The 16,706-nt window shown below is 71.8% G+C and carries 16 protein-coding genes; 4 read left to right on the top strand and 12 right to left on the bottom strand.

Annotated features, from left to right (window positions below):
• Positions 1-57 precede the first annotated feature (57 nt).
• The 6 genes from ACFY1H_RS18075 to ACFY1H_RS18050 form a co-directional block, all read right to left on the bottom strand.
• The gene (locus ACFY1H_RS18075; RefSeq protein WP_366582894.1) at positions 58-774 is read right to left on the bottom strand and encodes a GNAT family N-acetyltransferase; all 717 of its coding nucleotides are present in this window, start codon (positions 772-774) and stop codon (positions 58-60) included.
• On the bottom strand, positions 771-1,766 hold the full coding sequence (locus ACFY1H_RS18070; protein ID WP_366582895.1) for a transporter substrate-binding domain-containing protein: 996 nt from the start codon (positions 1,764-1,766) through the stop codon (positions 771-773). The genes ACFY1H_RS18075 and ACFY1H_RS18070 overlap by 4 nt, the downstream gene beginning before the upstream one ends.
• Positions 1,763-2,545: an amino acid ABC transporter ATP-binding protein gene (locus ACFY1H_RS18065; RefSeq protein WP_386947601.1), complete on the bottom strand. Its 783-nt coding sequence runs from the start codon at positions 2,543-2,545 to the stop codon at positions 1,763-1,765. The genes ACFY1H_RS18070 and ACFY1H_RS18065 overlap by 4 nt, the downstream gene beginning before the upstream one ends.
• Positions 2,542-3,510: an amino acid ABC transporter permease gene (locus ACFY1H_RS18060; RefSeq protein ID WP_386947599.1), complete on the bottom strand. Its 969-nt coding sequence runs from the start codon at positions 3,508-3,510 to the stop codon at positions 2,542-2,544. Before ACFY1H_RS18060 ends, ACFY1H_RS18065 begins: the two co-directional genes overlap by 4 nt.
• 258 nt (positions 3,511-3,768) lie before the next feature.
• Positions 3,769-5,172 carry an NtaA/DmoA family FMN-dependent monooxygenase gene (locus ACFY1H_RS18055; RefSeq protein WP_386947597.1) on the bottom strand — a complete coding sequence of 468 codons (1,404 nt, stop codon included), beginning with the start codon at positions 5,170-5,172 and terminating at the stop codon, positions 3,769-3,771.
• Between the two features lie 4 nt (positions 5,173-5,176).
• Positions 5,177-6,256 carry an LLM class flavin-dependent oxidoreductase gene (locus ACFY1H_RS18050; protein WP_386947595.1) on the bottom strand — a complete coding sequence of 360 codons (1,080 nt, stop codon included), beginning with the start codon at positions 6,254-6,256 and terminating at the stop codon, positions 5,177-5,179.
• Between the two features lie 468 nt (positions 6,257-6,724).
• Here ACFY1H_RS18050 and ACFY1H_RS18045 point away from each other — a divergent pair, with 468 nt between their 5' ends.
• Together ACFY1H_RS18045 and ACFY1H_RS18040 are read left to right on the top strand one after the other, a co-directional pair.
• The gene (locus ACFY1H_RS18045) at positions 6,725-7,876 is read left to right on the top strand and encodes an MsnO8 family LLM class oxidoreductase (RefSeq protein ID WP_386947593.1); all 1,152 of its coding nucleotides are present in this window, start codon (positions 6,725-6,727) and stop codon (positions 7,874-7,876) included.
• Positions 7,877-8,000: 124 nt separating this feature from the next.
• Positions 8,001-8,768 (top strand): ANTAR domain-containing protein, encoded by a 768-nt coding sequence (locus ACFY1H_RS18040; protein ID WP_386947591.1) that lies wholly within the window; start codon positions 8,001-8,003, stop codon positions 8,766-8,768.
• Between the two features lie 9 nt (positions 8,769-8,777).
• On the opposite strand, the gene ACFY1H_RS18035 is transcribed toward ACFY1H_RS18040, so the two are convergent.
• Both ACFY1H_RS18035 and ACFY1H_RS18030 read right to left on the bottom strand, forming a co-directional pair.
• Positions 8,778-9,515 carry a GAF and ANTAR domain-containing protein gene (locus ACFY1H_RS18035; protein WP_366582901.1) on the bottom strand — a complete coding sequence of 246 codons (738 nt, stop codon included), beginning with the start codon at positions 9,513-9,515 and terminating at the stop codon, positions 8,778-8,780.
• Between the two features lie 25 nt (positions 9,516-9,540).
• Positions 9,541-10,266, bottom strand: a complete 726-nt coding sequence (locus ACFY1H_RS18030; protein ID WP_366582902.1) for a GAF and ANTAR domain-containing protein — start codon at positions 10,264-10,266, stop codon at positions 9,541-9,543.
• Positions 10,267-10,559: 293 nt separating this feature from the next.
• Between ACFY1H_RS18030 and ACFY1H_RS18025 the strand changes: the two genes are divergently transcribed.
• Positions 10,560-12,971 (top strand): flippase-like domain-containing protein, encoded by a 2,412-nt coding sequence (locus ACFY1H_RS18025; protein ID WP_386947589.1) that lies wholly within the window; start codon positions 10,560-10,562, stop codon positions 12,969-12,971.
• On the opposite strand, the gene ACFY1H_RS18020 is transcribed toward ACFY1H_RS18025, so the two are convergent.
• Positions 12,956-13,456 carry a DUF5994 family protein gene (locus ACFY1H_RS18020; protein WP_386947587.1) on the bottom strand — a complete coding sequence of 167 codons (501 nt, stop codon included), beginning with the start codon at positions 13,454-13,456 and terminating at the stop codon, positions 12,956-12,958. The genes ACFY1H_RS18025 and ACFY1H_RS18020 overlap by 16 nt on opposite strands.
• Before the next feature lie 17 nt (positions 13,457-13,473).
• A complete protein-coding gene (locus tag ACFY1H_RS18015; protein ID WP_366582905.1) occupies positions 13,474-13,938 on the bottom strand; it encodes a DUF5994 family protein in 465 nt (154 codons plus the stop codon).
• Positions 13,939-14,187: 249 nt separating this feature from the next.
• On the opposite strand from ACFY1H_RS18015, the gene ACFY1H_RS18010 reads away from it, so the two are divergent.
• Entirely contained in the window at positions 14,188-14,628 is a 441-nt protein-coding gene (locus tag ACFY1H_RS18010) for a DUF5994 family protein (RefSeq protein ID WP_386947584.1), read from the top strand.
• Between the two features lie 49 nt (positions 14,629-14,677).
• Here the strand turns inward: ACFY1H_RS18010 and ACFY1H_RS18005 are convergent, their stop codons facing one another.
• Positions 14,678-15,442 (bottom strand): alpha/beta fold hydrolase, encoded by a 765-nt coding sequence (locus ACFY1H_RS18005; protein WP_386947582.1) that lies wholly within the window; start codon positions 15,440-15,442, stop codon positions 14,678-14,680.
• 91 nt (positions 15,443-15,533) lie between these two features.
• The gene (locus tag ACFY1H_RS18000; RefSeq protein ID WP_366582908.1) at positions 15,534-16,685 is read right to left on the bottom strand and encodes a N(5)-(carboxyethyl)ornithine synthase; all 1,152 of its coding nucleotides are present in this window, start codon (positions 16,683-16,685) and stop codon (positions 15,534-15,536) included.
• Positions 16,686-16,706: the final 21 nt, after the last annotated feature.

The raw sequence follows: 16,706 nt of genomic DNA, 5'->3' as shown, positions 1-16,706 counted from the left end.
GTACCCCCGCGGAACCACCCGCCAAACACCGGACCGGAAACCGAGACCATCCGCACGTCAGCGCTCCTCGACCACCTCCGGTACCCGGACCTGGCCGAAGACCGTGCGGTGGCGTAGGCGGAAGCCGAGGGACTCGTACAGCCGGATCGCGTTGTGGTTGTGGGCCGCCGCGTGCAGGAAGGGGGTTTCGCCGCGGTCGCGGATGCCGGCGGCGACGGCCAGGACGAGGCGGGTGGCCAGGCCACGACCCCGGTGGTCGGGGTCGGTGCAGACGGCGCTGATCTCGGTCCAGCCGGGCGGGTGCAGGCGTTCCCCGGCCATCGCGATGAGAGCGCCGCGGTGGCGCAGGCCGAGATAGGTACCGAGCAGGACGGTGCGGGGCAGGAACGGGCCCGGCCGGGTGCGGGCGACCAGGTCGAGCATTTCCGGCACGTCGGCTTCCGTCAGCCGCACGGCCTCGGGATCCGGCGCGGCCGCCACGCCGTGGTCCACGAGCTGCACGCCCGCGGCCTCGCGCAGGACCTCCCAGCCGGGTGGCGGCGTGCCGGCCCGCGCGAGCAGCGGCACCACCGCGCCGGGGCCGGCGAGCGCGGCGAGGTCGTCCCACACCGGGCCGCGCGCCGCGGGATCGACGGCGAGGAACGGGGCCACGTCGACCGGATAGCGCACGAGGCGGCCGCGGCGTTCGGCGAAGTGCGCGTGCGGGCCGGTGAGCGAGGCCCACGCGGGGTCGTCCAGAACAGCAGTGGGTTCGGTGGTGCTCGTTTCGGTCACGAGTTGTCCAGCGGGAGTCCGGGCGGGTTGACCGCGGCCTTTTCGACGGCTTCGTTCTCGAGCCCGTACGCGGCGAGCCACTGCTTGTACTGGCCGTGCTGGATGAGGTAGTCGATGGCCTCCGACAACGCCTCGACGAGCCCGTTGCCCTTCTTGGTGGTGGCCGCGATCAGGCCCTGCAGCGTCGCGCCGGCCCCGGAGTACTTGCCTGCGCTGCGCGTGGGGTTGGGCGTGCTCGCGGTTTGCGCGGCGTGGTAGGCGATGCCGGGGTTGGGGGCGAAGTAGGCGTCGATGCGGCCGGAGTCCAGCGCGAGGTAGGTGCTGTTCTTGTCGGCGAAGTTCCGCACGTCCAGCTTCCTGCCCTCGGCCTGTAGCCGGTTCTTCCACTCCAGCAGGATCTTCTCCTGGTTGGTGCCGGAGTCGACGGCGACGGTCTTGCCGGCGAGGCTCTCGTAGGTGCCGTCGAAGTTCCACGTGCTGGTGCGCTTGACCTCGAAGCCCAGGTTGTCCTCGCGGTAGGCGGCGAAGTCGAAGCCCTGCTGCTTGCGCTGCTCGGTCACGGTGACGTTGGAGAACCCCGCGTCGAACTGGCCGCTTTGCAGGCGTACGAACAGGTTCTGCCAAGACGCGTTCTGCACGTCGGGCTCGAGCCCCAGCACGCCGGCCACCAGGCGGCCGAGGTCGGGCTCGGCGCCGGTGAGGGTCCGCTGGTCGGTGCCGACGTAGGCCAGCGGCGGGAAACCCGAGGGCAGCGCGCCGACGCCGATCACGAGCTTGCCGCGGTCGAGGATCGCTTTCGGCACCTTCGCGCGGATCTCGGCGACGGTCGGCACGGTCAGCGTCACCGGGTGCTCGTCGCTGGTGTTGGCGGCGACGTTCACGGTGTGCGTGCCGTCCGGGTTCGTCGCGGCCTGGGTGCTGCCGCCGCACGCGCCGGCGAACAGGGCGACGACGGTGACGGCGGCGAGGGGCAGCAAAGAGCGGCGTCTCATGGGATTCCTGCGCTTTCGGTGCGGGTGACCCTCCCGAGGAACTCCCGGGTGCGGTCGTGACGGGGACGGTCGAGGACCTGCTCGGGCGGGCCCTCTTCGACGACGCGGCCGGCGTCGAGGAACACGACGTGGCCGGCGATTTCGCGGGCGAAGCGGATCTCGTGGGTGACGACGATCAACGTCGTCCCGGAGCGGGCGAGGTCCCGGATCACCGAGAGCACCTCGCCGACGAGTTCGGGATCGAGCGCCGAGGTGGGCTCGTCGAGCAGGATCAGCTTCGGCTCCAGCGCGAGCGCGCGGGCGATCGCGACCCGCTGCTGCTGCCCGCCGGAAAGCTGACGCGGGTAGGCGGTTTCCTTGTCCGCCAAGCCGACGCGGGCCAGCAGCTCGCGCGCCCGGGCCTGCGCCGTCGCCCGCGCGACGCGCTGGGTGACGACCGGGGCTTCGATGACGTTGTCGAGAATCGTCAGGTGCGGGAACAGGTTGAAGTGCTGGAACACGAACCCGATCCGCGAACGCCGGCGCAGGATCGCGCGTTCGCTCAGCTCCTTGAACCGGTCGCCGTGCACCCGCACACCGACCAGCTCGCCGCCGATGCTCACGTAGCCGCTGTCGAGGCGCTCCAGGTGGTTGATCGCCCGCAACAGCGTCGATTTCCCGGACCCGGACGGACCGAGCAGCACCGTCACCTCGCCCGCGGGCGCGGTGAGGTCGACGTCGTCGAGGACCCGGATGCCGTCGTAGGACTTCACCGCGTTGCGCACGCGCACTTCGCTCACCGGGCCACCCCCAGCGAGCGGAGCCGGCGCCGGAACCGCTGCACCGGCGTCGGCGGCACCGTCCGCAGCGCGCCGCGGGAGAAGTAGCGCTCGACGTAGTACTGCACCACCGACAGCACGCTCGTGAGGATCACGTACCAGACCGTGCCGACCAGCAGCAGCGGGATGATCTGGCCGCTGTTGGTGCTCGCCTGCGTCTCGACCACGCCGAACAGCTCCAGCAACGACGTGATGTACACGACCGACGTGCCTTTCAGCAGGCCGATCAGCTGGTTCGCGTACGCGGGCACGATGGCGCGCGTGGCCTGCGGCAGGATGATCCGCCGGTACTGGCGCCACCGCGGCAAGCCCAGCGCGGCAGCCGCCTCCAGCTGCCCCTGGTCCACCGACAGCACGCCGGAGCGAACGATCTCCGCGGCGTACGCGGCTTCGTTGAGGCTCAGCCCGAGCACGGCCACGACGAAGAAGCTCAACAGGTCCGTCGCGCTGAACTGCAGGAACGACGGTCCGAACGGGATGCCGAGGCTCAGGGTGCTGTAGAGCGCCGTGACGTTGGCCAGGAACAGCAGCAGCACGATCAGCGGGATCGACCGGAAGATCCAGACGTAGGCCCAGGAAACGGCCTGCAGCAACGGGTTTCGCGACAGCCGCATCAACGCCAGCATGATGCCGCCCACCAGGCCGAACACCGCGGCCAGCCCGGTCAGCTCCAGCGTGAGCACCAGCCCGTCGAGGATCACCGGCCGGAAGAACCAGTAGCCGAACACGTTCCACTGGAACACCGGGTTCGTCACCAGCGCGTGGACGAGCTGCGCCAGCAACACCAGCACCACCGCGGCGGCGATCCAGCGGCCCGGCCTGCGCAACGGCAGCACGCGCCGCGCGGCGAACTCACGAAGGCGGGCTTCGTCGACCGGTGGTCCGGATGACGAGGTTTCGAGGCGAGTGACCGGAGGAGAGCTCACGAGTGACTCCAGAGGGGAAGGGGAAAGCGTGCTGCCGCCGATCACTCTGACCCGGTCGCCGCACCCCTGTCGAGCACCGGCTCGACACTCTCACATGATGAACTTGGCCCGTGACAAAGGTTTCGGTGCAAATGTCCCGAGTGGACACTTGCCGAGACCGGGCGGGGCCGGATGGTCATGCCGAACACCGCCCTCTGCCCGGCAGGCAACCGGGCAGAGGGCGGAGCGCACTGTCCACAGTAGATCTTGCCGGCGCGGTCAGCTGGCCTCCGCGACCGGCAGAGCTCCTTCCCCTCGCCGGGCCGGAGGCAGGTCCAGGTGCTCACGCAGCGTCGTGCCGGTGTACTCGGTGCGGTACAGACCGCGTTCCTGCAGCGCGGGGATGAGGGAGCCGACGATGTCGTCGAGGCCGTCGGGCACCAGGTAGGGCGAGACGTTGAAGCCGTCCAGCGCACCCTCCCGGACGAAGCGGGCGAACTTCTCCGCCAGCCCGGCCGGAGTGCCGACGTGGCTGCGAGCGCGCTGCCCGAGCTCGATGACGGTCTGCCGCAACGACCAGCCGTGGGCGGCGGCCTCCTCGCGCCACCGCGCGACGGTCGCGCGCGAGTCGGCCACGCGGGCGGCACCGAAGGCGCCGCTGCTGTCCTGCTCGCGGGGTTCGAGGTCGGGCAACGGCCCGTCGGGGTCGTAGGCCGACAGGTCGACGTTCCACAGCAACGTCGCCTGCGCCAGTGCGGTACCGGGCGTGATCTGCTGCTGCCGCACCCAGCGCGCCTTCTCCTCGGCTTCCGCCTCGGTGTCGCCGAGGATGATGGACGCGCCGGGCAGGATGCGCAGGTCCTCGGGAGTCCGGCCGGCGGCGGTGAGGCGGCGGCGGATGTCGCCGGCGAACGCGAGCGCGTCGTCGAAATCGTAGCCGTGGGCGGAGAAGATCACATCGGCGTTGCGGGCGGCGAAGTCGCGCCCCTCCGACGAGTCGCCGGCCTGGAAGATCACCGGGTGGCCCTGGCTGCTGCGCGGCAAGCCGCCGGTGAGCTCGACGTCGACGAGGTCGCCGTGGCGGACGACGGGCGCGATCGAGCCGTCCCGCGCCCACGACTCGGCGCCGGTCGAGGTGGCAAGGGCGTCGTCGGCCCAGGCGTCCCAGAGCGCCCGTGCGGCGCCGAGCACTTCTTCGGCACGCCGGTACCGGTCGGCGTGGTCGAGGTAGCCGCCGCGGCGGAAGTTCTCGCCCGTCCACGCGTTGTCGGTCGTGACGACGTTCCAGCCGGCGCGCCCGCCCGAGAGCAGGTCGAGCCCGGCGAAGCGGCGGGCCAGGTCGGCCGGGTCGTTGTAGGTGACGTTCGACGTCGAGACCAAACCGATGTGCCGGGTGGCCGCGGCCAGCGCGGACAGCTGGGTGATGGCCTCGGGCCGGCCGGCCACGTCGAGGTCGTGCACCAGGCCGTTGATTTCGCGCAGACGCAGTCCTTCGCCGAGGAAGAAGGCGTCGAACAGGCCGCGCTCGGCGGTCAGCGCGACCTGGCGGTAGGACTCGGGCGCGATCTGCGAGCCGCTGCGCGGGTCGGTCCAGATCGTCCAGTGGTTGACGCCCTGGAAGAACACCCCGAAGTGCAGCTTCGCGTGCGGGCGGGGAACGTCGTGCGGATCGGTGCGGGTCATCGGCTCAACCTCCGGTGGTGGCGAACGGGTTGGTGGCCGCGGCGAGGCCGAGCGTCGACCGCAGCCACTGTCCGGGAACGGGTGCCGCGGCGAGACGTTCGGCGCGCAGCCGCGGCAGGACCGACCTCGCCAGCGTGGGCAGGTCCTCGTCGAGGACAAGCGGGTGCAGGCGCACGCCGTCGACAGTGCGGGCCAGGTCGGCCAGCAGCCGCACGAACCCCGGTGCGTCGCCGACGAAACGCAGGCGCCCGCGATCGGCCCAGGGGGCGTGCCGCGCCAGGTCCGCGACCCGCTCGGCCCCGCTGTGCGCCTCGGTGTCCAGAGCGACCTCGACCTCGGCGAACCGGAGCGGTGCGGCACTGGCCAGGCTCGACGCCGCGGCCACCGCGGTGAGGTCCCGGCCGGAGATCAGGGCGACGTCGGCGTCCGCCGGATCGACCAGCTCCGGCGCGGCGAACACGACCGGGTTGCCCTGCGGCGGTCGCGGCACGATCGCCGGTCCCTTGACCGAGTACGTCTCACCCACGAAGTCGATGTAGTGCACGCGATCGCGGTCCAGGTAACGGCTCGTGGTCACGTCGCGGACCACCGCGTCGTCCTCCCACGAGTCCCACAGCGCGCGCACCACGCGCAGGGCGTCGGCGGCCTCGCGCCGCAGCGCGGCCTCCCCCGTCACGGCGGGACGGTCCCAGGCGAGCGCGGCCGCCGGGTTCTCGGTGCTGCCCACGACCCAGCCCGCCCGGCCGTGGCCGAGGTGGTCCAACGCCGCGAGGGCGGACGAGACGTGGAACGGTTCCGGGTAGGTCGTCGACACGACCGGCACGAGCCCCAGCACACTCGTCACCTCGGCGAGGAACGCGGCGCGCTCCAGCGACCCGATGCGGCCCGCGGGCTCCGGCGCGGGTCCCGGCAGCAGGTCGTCCTCCAGCGTCACCGCGGTGAAGCCGGAGCGCTCGACGGTCTCGCCGAGTGCGCGCAGCCGCCCGGGATCGAAGTGCCCGGACGGTGGATGCGCCGCTCTGCGCCACGCCGCGGGATGCGCTCCCGCGCCGTCGATCTCCAGTGCCACCGCGAGGGATGTCATGGCCCGTCTCCTCTGTCACGTGCGCCGCGCGCACCATCTGCCGGACGGCGTCTGCAGCCGCTGCGGCGCTCGGGGTATTCCGGGTTTCACGGGGTAGGACGGGCCTGGCGAACAAACTGCCGATCCCGTCCGACGCATTCGGTCGGCCCGCGAAACCGCACCCGACGAGGCGGGCGAGGCGTAGCAGCCACGCGGAATCGGCTCCCCTGTGGACAGTCCCGGTGAGGTCGGCCGGATGAACCGGCAGGTCCCTGCTGCCACCCCCTTCGCACCACGATTGTCGGCACCGGCGTGCAGGCGAGGCCAGCCGGTCCACGGAGCGAAACCCTTGCCGGACAAAGTGAAGGGCGGCACAAAGACCGGGAAGGGTCCAGGATCCGGGAATCGGCTCCGTCCGCGGAGTTTCGGCCTAGCGTGGCCGGGTGTCTCGAAACCTTCCGGTCAAGCACACCCTCACGGTCGTCGGGCATGTCGCCTGACGCCGCCCGAACCGGGGCGCCCGACCTCCCGCTGTCGGTCCTGGACCTCGTTCCCGTGAGCGAGGGCTCGACCGCGACGCAGGCCGTGCGCAACGCGATCGACCTCGCCCGCCACGCCGAACGGCTCGGCTACCGCCGGTACTGGCTCGCCGAGCACCACCTCAACGAAGGCGTCGCGGGATCGTCGCCGCCGGTCCTGGCCGCGCTGCTCGCGTCCGCTACAGAACGCATCCGCGTCGGATCGGCCGGAGTGCAGCTCGGCCACCGGACGCCGCTGTCGGCCGTGGAGGAGTTCGGCCTCGTCGACGCCCTGCACCCCGGCCGCCTCGACCTCGGGCTCGGGCGCAGCGGCAAGCAGCTGATCCGTGAGCGCGCCTCCGCGCCCGAGCACCGGCCCGCCGCGCACCACAACGGCGGCGTGCTCATCCCCCGGCCCCCGGATCTCGGCAACCTCCGGCGCTCGGCCCGGCTCGCCGTGACGTTCGCCCTGCTCCAGCAGCCGGGCGCCGAAGCCCCGGACTACGGCGACCAGGTCGACGACCTGCTCGCACTGCTGGACGGGACTTATCGCTCGGCCGAGGGAGTGGCGGCGCACGCGGTTCCCGGCGAAGGCGCCGACGTCGAAGTCTGGGTCCTGGGCAGCAGCGGCGGGCAGAGCGCCCGGGTGGCCGGCAGCCGCGGGCTGCGCTTCGCGGCCAACTACCACGTGAGCCCCGCGACGGTGCTCGACGCGGTCGAGGGCTACCGCGCGGCCTTCCGCCCGTCGGCGCACCTTTCGCGGCCCTACGTCGCCGTCTCGGCCGACGTCGTCGTGGCCGACACCGACGACCACGCCCGCCACCTCGCAGCCGGCTACGGCCTCTGGGTCCTCGGCATCCGCCGCGGCGAAGGCGCCATCCCCTTCCCCACCCCCGAACAGGCCGCCGCGCACACGTGGACCGCCGAGGACCGGGCGCTCGTCGCCGACCGGGTCGACACCCAGATCGTCGGCTCACCCGCCACGGTCGTCGCGCAGCTGCGCCGCCTCCAGCAGGCGATCGGCGCGGACGAACTGGCCGTCACCACGATCACCCACGACCCCGCCGACCGCCTGCGCTCCTACGAACTCCTCGCCACCGAATGGAGGACGAGCACAGGTTGAGCTGAGTCTGTCGGCACCCGCGCCGGTTTCGGCGTGGGATCGTTTCGCCGAGCGCTCGGCTGTCCCCCGCGTATCCTGGAGGACTCCCCTGTTCCTGGACCTTCGCCGGAGACGGAGCAGACCCATGGATGAGCACTCCACCACGGCAACTGGAAGCTTGGCCGGGCGGGAGCGGCAGCTGGCCCGCGCGTTCGTCGCCCTCGCCGACACGCTGGTCGCCGATTTCGATGTCGTCGACTTCCTCGGGATGCTGACCGGGCAGGTCGTCGACCTGGTCGACGTCGCGGCGGCGGGGGTGATCCTCCGCGGTGGCCAAGATCGGCTGCAGGTGGCGGCGACGTCGTCGCACCGGGCGGAGCTGCTGGAGCTGTTCGCGGTGCAGACCGACGACGGGCCGTGCGTGGACTGCGTCCGGACGGGCGAGCCGGTTTCGAGTCCCGACCTGCAGGCCTCGGCCCTCCGCTGGCCGCGGTTCGCCGCCGCGGCGCGCGAATGCGGGTTCCGGTCCGCCCACGCGCTGCCGATGCGGCTGCGGGACGACGTCCTCGGGGGCCTGACGCTGCTGGGCACCGAGCCGCGTGGCGTGGGGGCCGATGACCTCGCCCTGGCGCAGGCCCTGGCCGATGTGGCGACGATCGGGATCCTTCAGCAGCGCACCATCGAACACGGTGACCAGCTGTCGGCCCAGCTGCAGACCGCGTTGAACAGCCGGGTGCTGATCGAGCAGGCCAAGGGCGTGCTGGCCGAGCACGGCGGGATGTCGATGGACGAGGCGTTCGGCCACCTGCGCGGCTACGCGCGGGCCCATCACCGCCGGCTCACCGAGCTCGCGGCCGAGGTCGTCGGCGGCGGCGTCGACCTCGACGTCATCCTGCGCCAGCACCCGGCCTGACGGTCTCGGTCACCCGCGGGCGAAGATGTCGGCCGGGCTGACGGTGCCGTCGGCGAGGTCGCGCGCGACTTCGGACAGCCCGCGTTCCTGGGCGTGGGCGTAGCGGCGCAACGCCGTGAAGGCCTCGTGCATGTCGATGCCGCCGTGCTCGGCGAGCACACCTTTGGCCTGCTCGATCACGGCGCGCCGCCGCAGCGTGGCTTCGAGCTCCTCGGCCAGCAGTTCCGCGCGCGAGGCGGCCCGGTTGTGCAGGATCCCGATCGTGGCCACGTCGGCCAGCGCCTGGCCGATGGCGATCGTGTTGTCGTCGGGGTCGACCGGTGCCTGTTTCAGCAGCGTCAACGCGCCGACGGTCTGCTCCCGCAGCCGCATCGGCACGGCGGAAGCCGCGCGGAAGCCGGCGTCGAGAGCGGCCGGGGCGAACTGCGGCCAGCGCCGCAGCGCGGCCTCGGTGGCGAGGTCGCCGCTGCGGACCGGCCGCCCCTCGGCGACGCAGTCGAAGCACGGTCCTTGCCGCGCCTGGACGGCGAACAGCTCGACCAGGTCCGCCCGCTCGGACGAACCGGCGGCGGGCCGCCAGCCACCGCGTTGATCGGACAGGATCACGCCCGCCGCGTCGACCTCCAGCAGCTCGACACTGCGCTCGGTCAGCGCGGACAGGAAATCGAGCACGTCGAAGCCGACGACAAGGGTGTCGGCCAGGGCAACGAAGGTGCGGGCCAGCCGCTGGTCTGGGGTCGCGCTCATGCAACACGCCTTTCTTCGCTGGTCATCATGCGGGCTTCTCTTCGTCGGTGAACCGCAGCGTGCGGGCCACGACCTGCCGGGCGACGTGGCTCAGCGTCGCCCCTTCGGCGAACGCGTGCCCGCGCAACCGCAGCAGGGCCGCGTCGGCGGTGACCCCGAGCTGAACCTTCACCATTCCCACCGCCTGGTGGATCTCGATGTGGGAGTCGGCCAGCCAGGACAGGTCGCTGACGGCGTGCCCGTCGAGGTGGCCGATCACCACCTGGGTGGCCACGTCGGCCAGCAGCAGGGCGTCGGACAGCTGGCTGCGCGACAGCGGACCCGCCTGGTCGCGGTAGAGGTCGAGCGAACCGAGCCGCACCACCCCCACCTGCAGCGGGAACGAGAACACCGCCGCGACACCGAGCCGGGCCGCGGCCGGGCCGAACGCGGGCCACCGCGCGCTCTCGGCGAGCAGGTCGGGCACCAGGATCGGACCGCCGGAAGCGTAGGCGTCCAGGCACGGGCCCTCGCCGACGGTGAACTGCAGGTCGTCGAGCCCGGCGCTCACGGGGTTGCTGGCGTGCACCAGGCCACGGTGGCGCCCGACACCGGCTCCATTGCCGTTGCCGTTGCCGAGCACCGTGGCACCGGCACCGGACACTTCGAGCGTTCCCACGCACACGGCGCAGACCCGCTCGATGCGCGGGCCGAACTGCTCCCGGCCGTCCTCGGCGAGCAGCCGGTACAGCTGCTGCCGCCGATCGTCCATCACGGCCACTCCCGTCTCGGCATTCCCGCCGACCGATTGAGCCTAGGCCCTGGTCGCGGCAGGCGTGCGCGCGCCGGTCCAGGAGACCGCGCGAACATCGGCGAATTCTTCACCAGGGCGGCGCGTCCGCTGTAGACACTCACAACGCAGGGCGCGTCGATGACTCGCACGGCGCGGGTTGAGCGGAGCCCGAAGTCCGGGGGCGAGCCGTTCGGGTACCCCGGCCGCGTGAACGCAAACTCGCCGACGTCGTCCTCCCGGTTGTCCTGGTCGCGGGTTGGGCGGACGCTGGGGTGGTCGACCGTGCGACCCGCGATGAGTCCGAGGCAGCAGTGAAGGGCAACAACGAGATTTCGGCCGCCGCGAGCGGCCGGCGCCGGATTTCGCTGTCGATCGGGCGCAGACCCGGTGACCTGATCTCGCTGGCGATCGCGGCGGCCGTGGTCACGTTGTGCTCACTCGTGGCGAGAAACCCCGCCATCAACCCGGTCGAGGTGGCGATTTACCAGCAGCTCGGGAAGATCCCGGCCGAGTCCGTCTGGGTGTGGCGGGTGCTGGCGGGGGTCGGGAGCTGGATCGGCATCGCCGCCGCTTCCGCGCTGGCGTTGTACTTCAAGCGGATCCGGCTCGGGGTGTCTCTCGCGGCGGCCGGCACCCTGGCCTGGGGGTCGGCGCGGATCCTGCACTGGTTCACCGGATTCCGGCCCGTTCCCGCCGAACTGCTGTCGGATCCTGCGATCCGCCTTCCCGGCGCCGCGGGATTCGACTTCCCGTCGGTGCCCGCGGCGATCGCGGCGGCGATGGCCACGGTCGCCGCCCCCTACCTCACCGTCAAGGTCCGCAACCTGGCCTGGGCGGTGGCGGTCCTGGCCGCCGCGGCCGATGTGTACCTCGGCGGGCACCTCCCGCTGGGGGCCTTCGCCGGGGTGTTCCTCGGCTGGGGCGCCGGGACGATCATCCACCTGGTGCTGGGCGCGCCCGGGCGCCGGACGTCGGCGGAAGCGGTGCACCACGCGCTGGACGTGGCCGGGTTGAACCCGGTCCGCGTGCTCCCGGTCGAGCAGGGCACGCGGGGACCGCTGCAGTTCACGGTGGACACCTCGACGGGTGACCGGCTGCGGGTGGAGATCGTGCGCCGGCTGCATCGCCGCGCCGGCGCGTGGTACCGGCTCAGGCGACTGCTGGCCTCCCTCGACGCCGAAGACGATCCGCCGCTCTCGACCACCTACCACGAGGCCGAGCACGAAGCGTTCGTCACGCTGTTCGCCGATCGCGCCGGGGTGCGGACGCCGCCGGTCGTGTCGGTCTGCGAGACCGAACACGGCTCGCCGCTGCTCGTGCGCCGGGAAGTCGAGGGACGCCGGTTGGGTTCCGCCGAGATCGGCGAACCGGTGCTGGACGGCATCTGGCGGCAGGTCGCGATCCTGTCCGAGGCCCGGATCGCCCACCACGACCTGCGGCCCGAGAACTTCCTCGTCGACACCGCCGGCGACGTGTGGCTGCTCGACTTCACCTTCGGCCGGGTGAGCGCGGCCCCGGCCCGCTGCGCGCAGGACCTCGCCGAGGCGCTGGTGTCCCTGACGGCGCTGGTCGGTGTCGAACGGACCGTCCGCAGCGCGCGCAGGACGCTGTCGCCCGACCGGCTCGAGACGGCCCTGCCCTACCTCCAGCCCCTCGCGTTGCCGCGGAGGATCCGGAGCCAGATCGACGGCCGCTACGTGCTGACCGATCTCCGTGAGACGCTCGCCGAAACCATCGACCGGCCCATCCCCACGTTCCGTTCCCCGGTTCGCCCGAGGACGATCGTCGGGCTGCTGCTGTTCGGCGCGGCCGTGTATGTGCTGCTGCCGCAGCTGTCGGGAATCGACGAGGTGGTCGGCTCGCTGCGGGACGCCCACTGGGGCTGGCTGCTCGCGTCCGTGGTCACCGGTCTGCTCGCGATCGTGATGTCGTCCGTGTCGTTCCTCGGTTCCAGCGTGACGCCGCTGCCCTTCTGGCGCACCACCGCGGTGCAGCTGGCGGCGGCGTTCACCGGGCGCACCACGCCCGGCGGGGTCGGGTTCTTCGGCATCAACATCGCGTTCATGGAACGCCTGGGCATCCGCCGCGCCCACGCCGTGGGCGTCACCCTGCTGAACCTCGCCGCCACGGGCGCCGTCTCGGCGCTCTGGTGCGTGATCGGCGTGTTCGCGCTCGGTGGTTCGGGAGTGGTTCACGGGGTGTCCGTCCCGCACGGGTGGCCCGTCCTGGCGGGGGCGGGCGGCGCGCTGGTCATCGCGGGCATCGTGATCGGCTCCCCGCTGGTGCGCCGGCGCCTGGTCCGGCCCACGGTGGCGATGGCCCGCGACCTGCTGCCGGTGCTGCGCGACCCGATCCGCGCGCTCGAACTGTTCGGCGGCGCGGGCGCCTATCTGCTGTTCTCCGGCCTCGGGCTCGCCACCAGCCTGGCCGCGTTCGGCGTCGCAGTCCCCGTGGCCGCGGTGCTCGTGGTGTTCGTGGTCGCCCAGTCCCTCGGGCACCTCGCGCCGATTCCCGGCGGCCTGGGGGCGGTGGAGGGCTTGATGGTCGCGGGGCTGACCGCGGTGGGCGTGCCGCCGGCGACGTCGGTGGCAGCGGTGCTCACTTCGCGGCTGCTGACGTACTGGCTGCCGGTCCTACCGGGAATCGCGACGTTCCGTTATCTCCAGCATCACGGCACCATCTGACCGGGACGGCGGATTTCCGTTGAGCCGCCTTCGGATTCCCAGCGGCAGACGTCGTTTTCGGACGGTTGGCGGGCCAGGCCCGCGCCGTTGAGGAGCGCCGCCGGGCGGGTCGCGTCGTTCTGGTCCGAGGCGGCCGACATCGCGCGCTCGACGATGACCGGTGTGGTTTCCGCGGGGACGACGAGCAGGGTGAGGCGGCGCATCAGGCTGCCGGTCACGTGCACGATGTGCGGGTCCTGGGCGGGGAACCCCTCCAGCCGGATGACCATGCCGCGGTTCACCATTCGGGTTCCGGGCACCGTCCACGCCGGCGACGGGTACGCCACGCGCCACACCGGTCCGATCCGTTCGGCGAGGGCGGCCGCGAGTTCCGGCACCTCGGCGGTCAGCTCCGTCGAACGCGGCCACCAGGCGCCGTCGACGAAGCCGGTGACGGAAGGCTGCGGCTTGAGCCGCACCCTGGAGCCGCCGAGCGGGACGTCCATGAGAATTCCGATCCCGGTCAGGCCGGGCCGGTGACCCCGCTGTCGCTCAGGATGAGCTGGGCGGAGTCGGTGCTGTCCTGGGCGGACGTGGCGGCCAGGGCGCGTTCCGCGGCGGCCGGGTCGGCTTCCGGCGGGATCACCAGCAGGGTCAGGTGGTGGATGCGCGGCCCGATCACCACGACGGTGTGCTGCTGCAGGCCGAAAAATCCCGCCAGCCGGACCAGATCGGGACCGTGGGCGAGCCGGGCCGGCGCGAGGTCCCACGCGGCCGGGTTGAAGCCGATGCGTTCCACCCGGCCGAGCCCGGCGGCGATCGACGAGACGAGGGCGCTGAACTCCGCGACCGGATCACGGGAACGCGGCCACCAGGCGCCGTCGAAACAGCCTTTTGTCGCTCCCGGTTCCTTCAGCCGCAGCCGTTTTCCGGTCGCGAGCGAGCCGATCACCGTTCCCGCGGCACCGCGGTCCGTTCCGAACTCCATGGTCGCGCTCCTGTCCGGCTTGCCTCGTGCGACGAGCGCTCCCGCGATTTCCCCGAGGTGCGCCGTCCTCGGCCGGCAGAGTCGAATTCCGTGATTTCCTGGGCCAATAACCTCAGCGTACGCCGATTTCGCCCGCATTCGGGGTAGCGTGGTGGTACCAGGGGAAGAGTGTCCGGCTGCTCGCCGGTGCCACCGCTGGCGCACGAACAATCCCCGGCCCCGTCGAGGGCCGGAGGTGGGAGCGCCGGAATGGCGACCGCGATTCAGCCGGAAACCGACCAAATCCACGAGCCCCGCCTGCGGCTGAAAAACTCCGGCACCGAACGCGGCTCTGTCGACGGCGGTTGGTGGCCGCGTTCCACGGATCTGGAAGCGGAGCTGCCCTCGCTGGCGGCCGCGCTCGAGCAGTCGGTGGGACCGGTCACGCGGGTGTCCTACCACCTGGACACCTGGGACCCGGCGACCCGGAAGGTGTACCTCGGCGACCGGATCGTGCCGCTCGAGGGCTTCCGGTTCACGGACCCGCACACGATCACGGCGATCGGGTCGAATTCACGTCAGCTGATCCTGCTGGTCGTACCCCCGGAAACTTCGCGGGAAGCGGCCGACACCGCGCTGCGGTCGGCCGCTGGCGAGGGGTCTGCGACCACTACGACGGAAATCCTTGCGGGCGAAGGCGTTCCCGCGTAAGGCAGAGCATCAGTACTGAAATTCCAGTCCGATGTGGACATGGAAGATCTCACGCGAAAAATCGTGCGATGCGGTCCATGGCCCTGGGGATGTGAACCTCGCCGGGGAGCACTTCGTGCCGCGAACGCGGATAAACGGCGCGCAAAATCGCCACACTGCGCGCGTATTCCGGCGTCGTACTACCGCCCTCGACGAAGGTCACCGGTGCCGTCACGCCGGCCCAGTACTCGGCCGGCACTTTCAGCCCGGTCGCGGACTCGAGGTCGGCGATGAGGCCGGGGACGAGCCGCGCCAGCTTGGCGACCGTCCCGTCGGCGGCGCCCTCGTCGCGCGGGGCGGGTGACCCGCTCAACGTGAGAGCGAGGCGCACCGCGTCTTGCGGATCACCTCCCTCGACGGCTTCACGACAGCCCTTGAGCATCGGTTCGAGCGGGCCGCCGAGCAGAGCCACCGGCGGCTCGTACAGCACCATCCCCGCGACGCGCTCCTCGGCGGCGCGCGTGGCCGCCAAGCTCACCAGGCCACCGAAGGAATGTCCGAACACCATCGCCGGCTCTGCGACTTCCCCCAGCACGGCAACGAGATCCTCCGCCTGCCGGGCGAACGTCGCCGGAGCCGGCCCCGGCGACGTCCGCCCGTAACCCCGGCGCTCGACGAGCACGACCGCGTACCGGTCCGCCAGCACCCGCGCCAGCGGCCGGTACAGCTCCAGCGGCGCGAGCACCCCCGGCACGATCACCAGCGGCCGCCCCCGGCCCTCCGTGGAGAAATGAACCTTCGTTCCGTCCGGGGAAATCGCGAACCCGTCACGCACCGCTGCGTCACCCTCCCTCGGCCGGTCCGTCGTCGGAACGATCTTTCCACCTCGTGCGCGGTGGGCAAACGCGGCCGAGCTTCGCCGGGGCTCAGAGCTTGTCGTGCGGGTACTCCGGCGAGCGGTGCTGGAAGGACAGGATCGCGGGGTTCTCGACCGTGCCGTCGCGGATCTCGATGGCACGGCGGACGGTCGGGTGCTCGTCCCAGCCGGCGGAGCCCGCGAGGACCGACCGCAGGTGCGGCAGCAGGGCTTCGCTGATCTCCCAGGTCGCGGAGTTCCACAGGTAGGACGGGCTGTGGTCGACGGCGTAATAGGTGATGCCGTCCCCGACCGGGAAGGTCGGCGCGGCGAACGTCGTGGGCCGGGCCCAGCTGAACCCCATGCCTTCGTCGCACGAGACGTCGACGATGAGGCTGCCCGCGGTGAACGCGGCCAGGTCGTCGTCGATGAGGAAGGTCAGCGGCGCGGCGGTGTCCTGCAGCACGCAGTTGACGACGATGTCGTGCTCGGCGAGGAACCCGGCCAGCGGGACCCGGCCGGTCGGGGTGAGCGCGTGGCTGCGGCGGAGATCGCCCGGGTTGGTCACGTCGTGGTCGATGTGCACCATCGTCGCGGAGTGGATCGGCGAGCCGACCGCGCTGAGGCCGCGAGCGGTGAGGACGTCGACGTCGTGGATCCCGTGGGCGTTGAGCGCCGTCACCGAGCCGCGGGCCGTCGCGCCGAAGCCGATCACCACGGCCCGCAGCCGCCGGCCGAAGTCGCCGGTCGACCCGATGAGCTGCAGGCCGTGCACCACCGAGCAGTACCCGGCCAGCTCGTTGTTCTTGTGGAACACGTGCAGGCCGAACGAGCCGTCGCGACGCCAGTGGTTCATCGCCTCGAAAGCGATCACCGTGAGCCGCCGGTCGATGGCCAGCTGGGTCAGCTCGGCGTCCTGCACGCAGTGGGGCCAGCCCCACAGGACCTGGCCGTCGCGCAGCTCGGCGACGTCGCCGGCCAGCGGCTTGGCCAGCAGGACGACGTCGCACTCGGCGATGAGCTGCTCACGCGAGCGCAACCCGGCGACGAGGCCTGCCAGCTGCTCGTCGGACACGCCGAAGGACTCGCCGTAGCCGTGTTCGAGGTAGATGGTCTTCCGGAGATCGGCGTCGATCCGGTCGAGGTGGTGCGGGTGGATCGGCAACCGGCGTTCGTTCTCTTTCCGGGAAAGAGCGATGACGCCGAGACTGAGCTGGTGCACCTGGAGCCCCTTTGCTAGGAC

Origin of the sequence: Amycolatopsis sp. NPDC001319 (genome assembly GCF_042896185.1) — a bacterium.
Lineage (GTDB): Bacteria > Actinomycetota > Actinomycetes > Mycobacteriales > Pseudonocardiaceae > Amycolatopsis.
This window is presented reverse-complemented; position numbering and strand designations above follow the sequence as displayed.